This is a genomic window from Microbacterium sp. LjRoot205, from assembly GCF_056175745.1.
In genome coordinates this window covers 522,028-535,264 of the sequence record NZ_JBGFFH010000001.1, presented here as the reverse complement: position 1 = coordinate 535,264, position 13,237 = coordinate 522,028, and the positions used below count along the sequence as shown (strand labels likewise).

10 protein-coding genes and 1 pseudogene are annotated in these 13,237 nt (G+C 65.7%); 6 read left to right on the top strand and 5 right to left on the bottom strand.

Features of this window, described 5'->3' with window-relative positions:
• Window positions 1-64: 64 nt before the first annotated feature.
• Window positions 65-1,030 (bottom strand): annotated as a pseudogene (locus AC04ME_RS02675) (IS481 family transposase).
• Window positions 1,031-1,217: 187 nt separating this feature from the next.
• On the opposite strand from AC04ME_RS02675, the gene AC04ME_RS02670 reads away from it, so the two are divergent.
• The gene (locus tag AC04ME_RS02670; protein WP_139305202.1) at window positions 1,218-1,868 is read left to right on the top strand and encodes a hypothetical protein; all 651 of its coding nucleotides are present in this window, start codon (window positions 1,218-1,220) and stop codon (window positions 1,866-1,868) included.
• 51 nt (window positions 1,869-1,919) lie between these two features.
• Here AC04ME_RS02670 and AC04ME_RS02665 read toward each other — a convergent pair whose 3' ends face one another.
• The gene (locus AC04ME_RS02665; protein ID WP_139305203.1) at window positions 1,920-5,678 is read right to left on the bottom strand and encodes a hypothetical protein; all 3,759 of its coding nucleotides are present in this window, start codon (window positions 5,676-5,678) and stop codon (window positions 1,920-1,922) included.
• A 377-nt stretch (window positions 5,679-6,055) separates the two neighbouring features.
• Here AC04ME_RS02665 and AC04ME_RS02660 point away from each other — a divergent pair, with 377 nt between their 5' ends.
• From AC04ME_RS02660 to AC04ME_RS02645, 4 genes are all read left to right on the top strand, one after another.
• Window positions 6,056-6,712 carry a hypothetical protein gene (locus tag AC04ME_RS02660; protein ID WP_139305204.1) on the top strand — a complete coding sequence of 219 codons (657 nt, stop codon included), beginning with the start codon at window positions 6,056-6,058 and terminating at the stop codon, window positions 6,710-6,712.
• Entirely contained in the window at window positions 6,628-7,347 is a 720-nt protein-coding gene (locus AC04ME_RS02655; protein ID WP_082297958.1) for an RES domain-containing protein, read from the top strand. The genes AC04ME_RS02660 and AC04ME_RS02655 overlap by 85 nt, the downstream gene beginning before the upstream one ends.
• A 93-nt stretch (window positions 7,348-7,440) precedes the next feature.
• Entirely contained in the window at window positions 7,441-8,244 is an 804-nt protein-coding gene (locus AC04ME_RS02650; protein ID WP_475433481.1) for a hypothetical protein, read from the top strand.
• Between the two features lie 272 nt (window positions 8,245-8,516).
• Window positions 8,517-9,563, top strand: coding sequence for an NAD(P)-dependent alcohol dehydrogenase (locus AC04ME_RS02645; RefSeq protein ID WP_341956204.1), 1,047 nt, complete (start codon window positions 8,517-8,519; stop codon window positions 9,561-9,563).
• Between the two features lie 60 nt (window positions 9,564-9,623).
• Here the strand turns inward: AC04ME_RS02645 and AC04ME_RS02640 are convergent, their stop codons facing one another.
• The gene (locus AC04ME_RS02640) at window positions 9,624-10,307 is read right to left on the bottom strand and encodes a class I SAM-dependent methyltransferase (RefSeq protein WP_475433478.1); all 684 of its coding nucleotides are present in this window, start codon (window positions 10,305-10,307) and stop codon (window positions 9,624-9,626) included.
• Window positions 10,308-10,345: 38 nt separating this feature from the next.
• Here AC04ME_RS02640 and AC04ME_RS02635 point away from each other — a divergent pair, with 38 nt between their 5' ends.
• Window positions 10,346-11,836, top strand: a complete 1,491-nt coding sequence (locus AC04ME_RS02635) for a dihydrolipoyl dehydrogenase family protein (RefSeq protein WP_475433476.1) — start codon at window positions 10,346-10,348, stop codon at window positions 11,834-11,836.
• Between the two features lie 12 nt (window positions 11,837-11,848).
• Here AC04ME_RS02635 and AC04ME_RS02630 read toward each other — a convergent pair whose 3' ends face one another.
• Window positions 11,849-12,490, bottom strand: a complete 642-nt coding sequence (locus AC04ME_RS02630; RefSeq protein WP_475433475.1) for a CDP-alcohol phosphatidyltransferase family protein — start codon at window positions 12,488-12,490, stop codon at window positions 11,849-11,851.
• Window positions 12,483-13,199 carry a TVP38/TMEM64 family protein gene (locus tag AC04ME_RS02625; RefSeq protein WP_475433474.1) on the bottom strand — a complete coding sequence of 239 codons (717 nt, stop codon included), beginning with the start codon at window positions 13,197-13,199 and terminating at the stop codon, window positions 12,483-12,485. Before AC04ME_RS02625 ends, AC04ME_RS02630 begins: the two co-directional genes overlap by 8 nt.
• Window positions 13,200-13,237 lie beyond the last annotated feature (38 nt).

Here is a 13,237-nt window from a genome sequence, read left to right as displayed (position 1 = left end):
GACCCGATGCGAACCTCGTCTGGGCTTTTTGACCTGTGGCGCTGAGTCCTCCTCGCCCCCAGCGCTAGCTGTTCTTCCCCGTGAGGTTGTGAACGCGGTCTGAGGGTGTGTGGCCGCCGATGCCGGTGTGGGGTCTGTGGTGATTGTAGTGATGGAGCCAGGCGTCGTAGGTGGCTGCTCGGGCTTCGTCGCTGGCGTAGGTCTCGGCGTAGGCCCATTCGTGGGCGAGGGTGCGGTTGAAGCGTTCGACCTTCCCGTTCGTCTGCGGGCGGTAGGGCTTCGTGAATCGGTGTTTGATGTCGGGGCCGAGAGCGGTCGCGAACGCGTGTGAGCGGTAGCAAGAACCGTTGTCGGTGAGGACCTCTCGGACGGTGATGCCCGCGCGTGTGAAGAAGGCCTCGGCTCTGGCCCAGAACGCTGATGCGGTCTCTTTGCGTTCGTCGTCGAGGATCTCTGAGTAGGCGAGCCGGGAGTGGTCATCGACGGCGTGATGGAGGAACGCGTAACCGCGGCCCTTCTTCTTGTTGTTCCGGTTCCCGATGGTGCGGCCCAGCATGCGATGCCCGCCGCCGTCAGGGATGCGGCCTTGCTTTTTGATGTCGACGTGGATGAGGTCGCCCGGCTGTCCTCGTTCGTAGCGAACGGGTTTCGGTCGCCGGACAGGGAGGCCGGTGGCCTGATCGACGTGCGTCAGGATCGGCATCCGGTATCGGTGCAGAACCCGCTCGACGGTGGAGCGGGGCATGCGGAGGTGATATCCGATCCGGTGCGGACCCCATCGTCTCGTGAACCGCAGTGCGATGATCCGCCGCTCGAGGCGCCGCGCGGTGCGCGCAGGACTGCGACGAGGCCGCGAAGAGCGATCCGCCTCAGAGGCGCCCGTGCGAGCTCGCCGGGCCTACTTCGATGCTGTTGCCGGCGACACCTGGAACCGCTCGGCCGCTCGCCGCACCGACCAGCCTTGAGTGTTGATCAGGTCGGCCAGCCGAGCCCGACCAACGGGCGTCAGGGGTGCGTTAGCGTGAGTCACGAAGACCTCCGTGTGTGGAATGTGAGTGTGGTAACCCACATCCTGCCCGGAGGTCTTCGCTAACTCACGTGATCACAACGTCCCGAGGAACTACATCTAGTCGCCTGACATCGACTCTGTGGCGTGCGCGACGTCGATGCCCAGGGAGGCCTCCCCTTCCGGCGAAGGCTCATCTACGCTGTCGCACATGGATGAAACCGATGGCCAGCCACGGACCCGCCCTTGGCATGCACAGCCATCCACCGATGTGATCGCGGCGTTCACTGACGCCGTCGCTCGGTTGAACGCCGACGGGGACTTCATCGTTCGAGCGCTGACTGACCAGCTGCTCGCAGAGCGACCGATCGCGGATCAGGAAGAGCTGACGCCGCAGGAGATCAGCTATCTCACCCGGTCCAAGGCCTTCACGCCCGAGTCGTTCGAGAAGACATCGACTCGGGTTGCTCGCGGCGGTGTTCTGGCGAGTGTAGCGAGCACCCTTCTGACGGGCGTGCTTCAAACCATGTCCGCGTCCGCAGCCGCTGCCTTCTTGAGTATGGACGAGGACTCGCTCTTCGCCGCCGCCGATCGTGGCGAGTTGTACGCCGTCGATGTTGCCCACTCCAGACGGTTTCCGTCGTGGCAGTTCAGTCTCTCGTCGCCAGGAAAAATCCTGCCGCACCTGACCGAGATCATTGACATTGTGAAAGACAAAGGATGGGTGTCGGTATCGGCTCTCATGGCGACGCCCCAGCCGGTCATGGTCACCGACGGGCAGCAGAGCCCTGTGGAATGGTTCAGGCGCGGCGGCGACGTGGAAACCCTGGCTCGGATCATCGAGGCTCAGAAGTGGCGATAGAGCTCCTGCTGGGGACGCGAACTCGTGCGCGCCGCCGCTCTCGCATGTCGCCTACGGCGTTTGGCCTCGAGCTGCGAGAAACTCCGTCGCCGTCTCAACCCGATACCGCTCGTCGACGTAGCTTGCCGGAGTGAGATTACGGGTTACGAAGAGGGTGCTCAGGTGGAACTGCTCTCCCTGCGGGGGGTCGCCGAGTCCCAGACGCGCCGCAATGCTCGCAACGTGGGGCGCCAGTTCGCTCTCCTTTCGGGACAGCTGCGTGGTGTAGCAGGGCTTGGTAGCGCGGGTCCCTAGCTGGTCCCGGAAGAAAGAGCGCAGTTGGCGTGCCGTCTCGGCGAATCCGTGAACTGATGCGGGGTCTTTGGCCTCAATCAGCCACAGGGTGCTGTCTCCAGGGCGTCCGCACACGAGGTCAACTTCGGTAGTGAGAGTCGGCACGCCGAGTCGCGCGTGGTCGTTGGGTTTCACGCGGGCGACCGTGGTGTATCCGAGTTGCTCTAGCCGGTCTTGGAGGAACCTTTCGAACCGAATGTTGCGGCGCGCACGGCGGTCCGCAAGCGCGTCGGTGACAGGCTGAGGAACGTCCCCCGCCCAGGGAAGAACTCCTTGGAGTAGGTGGCGGTAGTAGACCTGAAAGGACGTCAGCAAGTACTGCGGGCTGACAATGAGCCGTCCGTCCGAGTCTTGCACCAGCGGTTGCACGAGGAGCCGGTGACGCCGCGTGCGCGTTTGCCAGGGTTTCCACTCGACGGCTTGTATCTGGACGGCCGTGCTGGTGAGCATCCGGATAGCGGCTTCGACACGCGTTCTCTTCGCCTCATCCGCGCCCGGGCCTAGCGCGTCACAGCCCCATGCTGTTGCCTCGGCCACTGTGACGTGCGCGGTCGTCCTGCCTGGCTCAAAGGTCTCCCATTTCGCGAGTGCGGCGAGGGTGGAGAGCATGTCCTGCGACGTCGCCCCCCATGCACGCTGGAAAGCGCCCTCAAGGTCGTCTCCTTCGTTCGTCTGTAGAAGCGAATCGCCATCTTCAGCGCCATACAGCCGAACGCTCGCGGCCGCGCGGCTCAGTTCGTCGTTTCGCAGGCCCCACGCCGATGCGTCGGGATGCGGATCATCGTCGACGGCGAGCTCGTACATTGGGCTGAGGTTGATGACTGCGGGCGCGACTTGGTGATACATCCGCTCGCTCAGTGTGGTCGCGGTGAGGTATGCGTCTGCGGCGGCAAGAAGACCGCTCCACGCCTGAGGAGTGATCGGCTTCGCTTCCGTCGGCTTGTCCAGGATGCGCAAGGCAGCTTCCACCACGATCTCGTTACATTGACGAAGCTGAAGTGTCTCCGCCGAGAGCTCGGCGGTGCGGGTGAGCGGGTCCCATTCGGTAGAGAGGTTCGCGGCGACTCGGGACAGATCGTCTTGCTGATGAATAGCGCTGTCCATCACTCTCGCCAGCTGCTCCATCCCCGTCAACACCACCTCGCTCACGTCGTGTCTCTTGATTCCTTCCAGCAGAGTTTCGAGAGCAACCGGCGCAAGATGCTCGCGGGTAAGTCGATTCGCGTCGTCCGCTCGGTACTCTCCCGGTTCGACGCCGGCACCGTGGAGTCGTCGCCCCAAAGCCGCAACCATGCGGCTCTCGTCAGAGGGTCGTAGACCCCACGGACCAGGCAGGTGATTGAGAGTGGTCCGCGCCTGCTTCATCTCCAAGATGAGAAAGGGCTTCGCTGTGCGCCACTGGTCGCGGAGCGCCGCCGCCGCTTCGACATCCACGCCTCCCGCGCGGAGCAGATCGAACACTGCGTCCCCTGTTAGGAGATTCGCCGCGTACGGATCTCCATTCGCCGAATCTGCGAATCCCTCGACATCGATGCGCCACAAAAAGTTGACTGGTTCATCGACGGCACGCGCGTGCGGGTCGAGATACGGCGTGACCACGCCGGATGATTCACCCGAGACCGCTTCCGATGTGTGGAGATGGAGGACGTATCCGGGCACATCGATCGCCTGGTGCGCGGAACGCCATCGATCACCAAGCGCAGCAAAGCCGTAGATCAGCCCGCCGCACAAGTCAAAGACGAACCGTCGGTAGTCGGCGGACAGGTCCTCCGAGCTCGCCCGTGCCACAGCGACGGGGGGTTCGGTAAGCGCGAGGGACCACCCGACGACATCCGGCGCGGTATTGACGCCGCGGTCGACGTCGTAGGTGGCGTCACCTTCGAGCGCCGCGACATTGGCGACCGGCCCCGGAGCAACCTCCGCTGCTCGCAGGTCACGAAGCGGAGGGAGCCCGACTCTGAGGAGCGACGCTTCGAGATCCGATAGCTCTACCGCGCGATCCCACTCGGCCTCGCCCGCGTGGGCTTCAAAGTAGATGGCGGTGGGTACCATGCCACCCTTGAAGAACGACTTGCCATTGGCCTTCCATGGCTCCCAGTAGTTGATCGCCTCCCACCCGAAACTCTCGGGGAAATCGGGAGCGCTCAGATCCCGCGCGAATGCGTAGAGATCATCGCGGGACGTGGCCGTCTCTGAGATCCAAGTCAAGTCTTCGAGCGCGAGGTTTGCTTCGCCGAAAGCTTGCGGCACAGCGATGTGACCGGCCGCGGCGAAAACCGTCAGCGGGATGACCTCCGCGCCCGGCCTGATGGTCCCTTGTCGTCCGCCCGCCATGCGCACCGACAGTGGACCGGCGTGCGACCTCATCTGTTTAGCCAGCTCCACTGAGCCGATGCGCGGCGGTGGGGTGGACCCCAGGTCGGGAACATAGATGACCGAGACAGCTATGCATGTGGATGGATTCACCGGCACCAGCCACTGAACGTCGATCCCTCGAAGCGGGGAATCGACACTTTCGCTGTTCGGAGGGGATTCGATCAAGCTGTTGGAAAAGCGCCATAGGGCCCGGCGGATCTGGTTCAGACAAGAAACCCTGAGGGCTCGTCGCGCATGCCCGTCTCGATCAAGCGCGGATACCAGTTCTTGTACGGCATGAGCCATGATCTCTGGGATGAAGAGTGGCGGCACCCATCGGAATCCGCCCGCTGAGTCAGCAAAGCGAAGGAACCTCCCGAACGGACTGGACGGACTCTCAGCATCGAATGCGGCCTCACTTGCGGAGATCGTCATCCATTCCAACGCTCTCTTGTCAGCCTCACCGAGTTCGATGTGGTCGAGAGGGCCCAGGTTGAGGAAGGCCCGCGTCGCTTCGAACTCAACGTCCGGCAATGAAACCTCATCGTTGAGCTCGAGATCCGGGGCTGGCACCCACGCGTCCGCAAGGTGGCGGACGCAGAAGTCGCCGTACCTCATCGCCACGTTCACCACGTTCGCAATACCGAATCGAAATCGCCTGCGGAGCCGACCGTCTACCGCTTCCGCCATTCGGAGCGAACGCGTGAGGTCGGCGACCGGCCGTTCGGTGAGGCCAGGCACTGCACGCAGCGACTCCGAGCCGACGGTGAGTAAGGCTGTTCGGGTCGGGTCGGTCGGGATGAAGTCTTCACGCGCCGGGCCGATCCCATAGGTGGTAGCCGCTAGATCGGACAGTGCTTGGATCGACGGCAGCGGGTGGTAATCGTCTGATGCCGGAGCGGCGGAGGCTCGTAGTGCGGCCGCGAAGCTGCTTCCCAATGTCACCGATCGATGCCTGTTGCCCGGGGACGTGGCGGCGGCGAATACCAACGTCCAGAGCTCGTCCGGATCGTACGCTGAAAAAGCCTGTTCGAGTGCGTCTGGCTCCCGTTGCGCGGCGCTCACCGCGCGCGGTTGAGATCGAGGCCGCTTGTTTCTACGAGATTTTTTGTTCTTCCCCACGCAAGCATTCAAGCGTAGGCCAACGACACCCTCGCTGATTGCTGCGCGTTGAAGACGTGGCCCGCCGGGGAGGAAGGTGGTCAGGGGATGGGGTGCCGCCTTGAATGCGCGGACGATATGCCTCCTTCAGCGCCCTGCTCCCACGCCAGGGGAGCGCTTGACCGCTCGCACCTTGACACCTTCCTCGGATCCATACACGCAAAAGCGCGCGTAAGATAATGCGTGTACGCGCTAACCAGATGACGACGCGAGGAGGCCAGATGGCCGTGAAGAAAAGTCGCACCCGTGCCGCCTCGGCTCGCGTCGCCGGTCGCGAGGTCGCTGTGGGCCGCGGCACTGTGACAGGTCGATCCCTCGACGGGAACCCAAAGCTCGTCGTGGCGACCAAGGCCCCAGCAAAGACCGACGTACAAGCCGGTGTCGAGCGCCTTGCGCAGGTGGCGAAGACGTCAAACGTCGACGTATCCGTGTTCAACGCACTCATCGACGAGCTCGCCGATGCGATGACCGACCGTCAATCGACCGAACTGGGCCTCACAGAGCAGGAAGCCAACTTCCTGATCGAATCCGGCGATTTCACTCCGGAGGAGTTCGCCGAGGCATCCGCATTCGTCACCAGCGGCGGGCTCGCCAAGCTCGAGCGCGAGACTCACGTGCGCGCCCTCACCAATACGTACACCGCGTCCGAAGTTGCAGCGCTGCTCGGGATCGATGCCTCCAGTGTGCGTCACCGACAAAGCAAGAACACTTTGTACGGCTTCCGGGCCGGAAGGATCCGTCTCTACCCTCGATGGCAGTTCATTCCAGGCGAGAAGGTCTCCACGATCCCCCATCTCCCCCTGCTCGTTAGAGCAATCCCATCCGACTGGGATCCAGCCGACGTCGAAGGCTTCATGACAACGCCTCAGGATGACTTGCGGTCGACCGAGGACTCGGTCGACCCCAAGGAGTGGATGACGCCGATCGAGTGGCTGGCTGCCGCGAAGGACCCCGCACCCGTAGTGGGAATCCTCGAAGACGCCGACATCAGGTGAGCCCGTCGAGCGCGAAGGTCCCCGCAACGCCCCCGGCGTCGCTCACACTCGACGCCAGCGAGCACCTGAGAACATACGATGGGCTCCTCTGGCGGGTCTTCGCTACAAGGGGTGCTCATCCACAGGCGTGGGACGAGCTGCGGCACTTCGGGCCGGTCAGAACCATGCGCTTTGACCCGCATCCCGAGCCGCAGCAGCATCATGCCGATTATGGCGTGATGTACGTAGCCGCTGGATCTACAACAGCTCTCGGCGAGGTGTTTCAGAAGGGGCGGATTATCAACCGGCGCGCTCGTGGAAGTACCCTCGCGGCTTGGCGACCGACGCGGGAGCTTCGGTTGCTGGACCTCACCAGCAACTGGCCTGTGATCAACGGCACGACCTCTTCGATTCAGATGGGGCCCAAGCGATACACCCGGAACTGGGCGAATGCGATTCATGACCAGCTTGGGTCGAGCATCGACGGGCTCTACCATGTGTCATCGATCGACTTCGGCCCGATGGTGACACTGTTCTCGCCCGCCGAGGACTCGTTCCCCCAGCTGCCGTTGGTGCACACCCGCCTGGACTCATCCAGCGCGAACGTGTACCTCGCGAAAGCCGTGAAGAGACTCGGCTACCGCGTCAATAAGTAGGACCGCCTAGATGAGCAGGAGTCATTCGCTAAAGGCGAGACCGCGATTCTCGGTGTATCAGACGGCGTTCAATCCACCCGTACGCTCAGTGTTATGACAAAGCGTTCGACATTGCAGACTCTCGGCGGTGCCGTCGAAGGCTTCCGGGATTTCGCGGCGGCGATCAAGAGTGGAGTGCCCACGGTTCGACAGGGGTCGATGGCAGAGGAAGATCAAGCCCTCGCAGGAAACATCGTCATCCCTCACGCCATAGTCTCCGGGCTCGTCCTCACCGTTGCAGACCATGTATCCGCTTGGGCGGAGCTTGCCGCTAGCCCCGACGAGGACGTGTTGCTCCTCCACATGCAGGCTGACTACACGTTGTTCCGCCCGGTCTTGGAGGGGCTCGTGGAGGTCATCTGGATTCTTGACGGCACCGATTCCTCTACTAGAGTCCGCAGGGCACTCGAGATTGCTCGTATCGAGTACAGGCACGGGCTGAAGCTGACGAACGCTCTGCGCAAAGCGCGAACGCCGGATGACAAGACGGAACAGGGAATAGCAGCACTCGGGCGTTTTCTCAGGACCACGGCGACCAACCTCGGGTCTGATCCCAAGGACATTCTCAGCGCACCATTGATCGACCCCTCCTCGATCACAAGGAAGATAGCGAGTCGCGTTCCAGGCCCCACGCTGCAGACCTTCAACTATTGGGCAATTACTTCGGCTCACGCGCACGGGCAGTTCATCATCACTCTGCGCCACGCGATCGAGACGCCCCCATCTACACCTCAGATGGGCGGGGCTCTATACGAACCAGACGAGGAGTTGATTGCAAACCTCATCGAGTTCATTGGGGCGCTGCTCGAGATCGCAATCAAACTCCTCAACGAGCAGGGCTACGAACTTCGACGCTAGAGCTGTCGTTTCGGGGGATCGGGAAACGACGGGTCGAGGAGATGCACACCATCGAGATGCAGAAGTCTCGGAGGCGGACTGTCCGACCCCATCCGTATGATCGAAACAACCCGTCGCGGGTGCGGGATCGCGACGGAGTGGATCTTGCGCTTTACATCGGACTTAGTCCGATTACATCGCGATTCTGACATTCGATAATTGAAGTGGCAGGTTCGAGCGCTCCCGCCTTCCGCACCGCGCGGCAGACCACTCGACCTGCTGGAAGGAAGACAATGAAAGCTCTCCGTTACGTCGAGATCGGCAAGCCGCCCGTCGTCGTCGACATCCCGATTCCGAAGCCGGGGCCGGGTCAGGTCCTGCTCAAGGTCACCGCTGGCGGCGTCTGCCACTCCGACGACTACGTCATGGGCCTCCCCGAGAAGGACTACCTCGAGCAGAGCTACCCGCTGCCGCTGACGCTCGGTCATGAAGGCGCGGGCATCGTGCACGAGATCGGTGAGGGCGTCGACTCGACGCTGAAGGTCGGAGACGCCGTCGCGGTCTACGGACCGTGGGGCTGCGGTCGCTGCCACAACTGCTCGCAGGGCATGGAGAACTACTGCACGAACGCCGCCGCTGAGGGCATCCGCCCTCCCGGTCTCGGCAGCCAGGGCTCGATGGCCGAGTACATGATCGTCGACGACGCCCGCCACCTCGTGCCGCTCGGCGACCTCGACCCCGTGCAGAACGTCTCGCTGACGGATGCCGGCCTCACCCCGTACCACGCGATCAAGCGCTCACTCCCGAAGCTCGGTGCAGGCACCTTCGCGGTGGTCATCGGCACCGGCGGCCTCGGCCACGTCGGCATCCAGATCCTGAAGGCGATCTCGGGCGCCACCGTCATCGCGCTCGACGTGAACGACACCAAGCTCGCCCTCGCCACCGAGGTGGGTGCCGATCACGTGCTGATCAGCGACGCGTCCGCCGCCGAGAAGATCCGTGAGATCACCGGCGGCCTCGGCGCGAACGCGGTGTTCGACTTCGTCGGAGCCAACCCGACCATGGCCCTCGCGCAGAGCGTGGCGGCGCTCGACTCGGACGTCACGATCGTCGGCATCGGCGGCGGGACGATGAGTCTCGGTTTCGGTGCGATCGCCTACGACGCCGCCGTGCGCATCCCGTACTGGGGCTCACGCTCCGAGCTGATCGAGGTGCTCGACCTCGCTCGCGCCGGCAAGATCCACGTCCAGACCGAGACCTACTCCCTCGACGACGGCCCGAAGGCGTACGAGGACCTCGCCGCGAACAGCATCCGCGGTCGCGCAGTCATCGTCCCGTGACGCACGAGCGCCGTGCGGTCGAGCACCGACCGCACGGCGCTCCGGTCACCCCCGGTCAGGTCAGAGCGGCGAACCGCCGTCGACCGTCGCAACGACCGCGACGATGTGCCCGCCCTTGCGCTCGACCCGGCGCACCGACGCGGGGTCGACGGCATCGCGCTCGAGCATCCGCCACGGCCGTGCCGAGATGTCTGCCCCGCCCGTCGCGCAGGCCAGACGCGCCAGCGGTGAGAGCACACGCCAGAACCCGTGCGGCGGCTGCATGTCGACGATGCACGCCCGTGCGCCGGGGCGCAGGCACGCCCGCGCTCGACGCCAGGCCTCTTCTCGCTCGGTGATCACGCTGAGCGAGTAGGTCGCGAGCAGGGCATCCGCGCGTCCGTCGCCACCGCCGCGCAGCTCGGTCACGGCCTGGACCACCTCTTCGGGGCTCAGCTCTGCCGCATCCGCACGGATCAGGCGCACCCTGTCGCCCCAGCCCTCCCGGTCGATCCGCCTCTGGGCCACGGCCAGCATCTCGGCGCTGCGATCGATGCCGATCACGACCCCCGACGGCCCCGTCGCGTCGAGCAGCAGCGCGAAGTTCAGACCGGTGCCGCATCCGAGGTCGACGACGGCGTCGCCGGGGCTCAGGTCGAGCAGAGAGATCCCCGCCAGGCGTCCGGCCCGATACACCGGGCGCTCACCGGAGAGCACGTCGTACCACCGCGCACCCACGCCGTAGCGCCGCATCAATGCCGCCATCCGCCCTCCCGCTTCCGGGTCCACTCTAGGCTTCAGGCATGAGCACCCCTTCTCGCAGACCGGCGCGCGCACTGACCGCACGTGAAGCAGGCGGACGCATGTGGGACCTGGTCGTGATCGGAGCCGGCAGCGCCGGACTCGTCGGGTCGCGCACCGCGGCCGCGCTCGGCGCGCGCGTGCTGCTGGTCGAGGCGCACCGGTTCGGCGGCGAATGCCTGCACACCGGCTGCGTGCCGTCGAAGGCGCTCATCGCGTCGGCCGCCGTCGCGCACGCCGCGCGCAGCAGTGCAGGACTGGGCGTGACCGCGGGCGAGATCCGGGTCGACTTCCCCGCCGTCATGCAGCACGTGCACTCCGCGATCCATGACATCGAGCCCGTCGACTCCCCCGAGACGCTCAACCGAGACGGCGTCCACACGCTCGTCGGACGCGCGCGGTTCGACGGCCCTCGATCCGTCGTGGTCGGCGGTGAACGCATCGCGTTCCGTGACGCGCTGATCGCCGCGGGAAGCACGCCGGTGCGCACGTCCGTCGAGGGCGAAGCGTCGATCGACGTGCTGACGAACGAGACGTTCTGGGATCTGGAGGAACTGCCCGCGCGGCTGCTGGTGCAGGGCGGCGGCGCGATCGGCTGCGAGATCGCACAGGCGATGGCGCGTCTGGGCAGCGCGGTCACGCTGGTGCACCGCGGTGATCGGCTGCTTCCGAAGGAGGATGCCGCGGCGAGCGCCGTGGTCCTCGCAGCGCTGCAGGCGGACGACGTCGACGTGCGCCTCGGCACGACCGTGCGCTCTTTCGATTCCGCCGGGTCCGACGACGATCCCTCCCCGTCAGGAACCGCGACGCTGAGCGACGGCACGCAGGTCGCTTTCGATCGGGCGCTGGCGGCACTGGGGCGTCGCGTCAAGGCCGGAGACCTCGAACTGTCGGCAGCCGGTGTGCGCCTCGATCGCCGCGGAGCCGTCGACGTCGACGCCTCGCTGCGCACGTCGAACCCGCGCATCCGTGCCGCCGGTGATGTGACCCCGCTGCCGCGGTTCACGCACACCGCCGGCATGTACGGCAGCGTCGCCGCGACGAACGCCGTGCTCGGGCTCTCTCGCAAGATCGACGCCGACGTCGTGCCACGCATCACGTTCACCTCGCCCGAGGTCGCGGCCGTCGGCATCACGCCGGACGATGCACCTGGACGCGGGATGCGAGTGGTCGTGCATTCCCACGCTCATCTCGATCGGGCGATCGCCGACGGGCACACCGACGGCTTCACGAGCATCGTCGTCGACCGGCGAGGCCGCGTCACCGGCGCCGTCATCGTCGGACCGCGGGCCGGAGAGTCGCTCGCGGAGTACACCGTGGCGGTGAAGACCGGCATGAACGTGCGCACGCTGGCCACGACGATGCACGCCTACCCGAGCTACTCCGACGCCGGATGGAATGCCGTCGTGAAGGAGGCGCAGCGCGGCCTCCGCGGCGGGGCCGTCGCATTCGGCATCCGCGTCCTGGGCCGCATCCATCGTCGCCGCGGCTGAGCCCGGCCCGACTCAGCGCAGGCTGCGGTAGCCGACGACGATGCGCTGCACAGCGCTGACGGCCACGAAGAGCGCCCACACCAACGCGATCTGCCACGCCCAGAACGGCAGGATGAGCCACAGCGAATGCACGGCGATGGTCTCGGTGCCCTCGGCTATCCGCCCGAGGAAGGAGAGCGACCGCCCGTCGTCTATCGTTCGCCCGGTGCGCTCGGCGATCGAGGAGAAGGCGAGGAAGGCCGTGCCGTTCACGTAGTAGACGAGGAGCACCAGCAGGAACGGCCACCACGGAGCGCCGAACTGCGCCGTGGCACCGAAGGCGACCCCGACGACCGTGGCACCGTAGACGACGAAGTCGGCGGTGATGTCGAGGAATCCGCCCGCGTGGGAGGGCGCGGAGTCCCGCCCCTGCGACTCGGCCAGCCGTCGGCGGCGTCGGGCGAGGGTGCCGTCGAGACCGTCCGCGATCCGCGAGACGAGCCAGAGCACGAGGGCGACCCACCACAGCTGGAATCCGGCTGTGACAGCGGATGCGACGCCGAGCGCGAGACCGAGCACCGTCAGGCGGTCGGGAGTGATCCCCGGGCGGTCGAGGGCGGCGGCCGTCACCTCGAGTGGTCGGGCGAGCACGGCCCGCAGAGAACGGTCAAGCATCGTGGCCACTCGCTGTCCTCTGCGCCGACGAGCGGTCGCCGTTCCGGCGGCGCAGGATCGCCGCCGTCACGACACCGCCGAGGATGAGCACGCCCAGCACGGCCACCGCGATCCAGAAGGGCGGTCCGAGCTCGAGCCCGAACGCGCCGAGCGCCACATAGGCGGCGGACCCGGGGAGGATGCCGATGGCCGTGCCCAGAGCGTAGTCGCGTCGTCGCACTGCCGTCAGCCCGGCGCCGTAGTTGATGAGCGTGAACGGGATGATCGGCACCAGCCGCGCGCCGAGGACGGCGAGGAATCCGCGGTGCGCGAGGGCGGCGTCGAGGCGCGCGACCCGAGCCCCGGTGAGCCGCTCGACCGCCTCTCTGCCGAGCGCTCGACCGATCACGAACGACGCGGCGGCGCCCAGCAGAGCACCGACGTAGACGAGCACCAGGGCGAGCCAGAATCCCCACACGAGACCCGCCGCGATCGTGAGCAGATTCTTGGGCACCGGTGTCAGCGTGAGGGCGGCGTACCCCGCCACGAAGAGCAGCGCGCCGCCCGGTCCGAGGCTCGCCGCCCAGTCACGCACCGCGTCGATGTCGCTCGGAGCGAGGAAATACCCAACCGTTCCGACGAGGGCGACGAACAGGAGGAGAAGCACGAGGCGGACGATCGCCGACCGCTTCGAGGGGGCGTCTCTGACACGCGAATCACCAGCGTCCACAGCATCCTCCCCGACTCCTATACCCTAGCCCGGCGCGA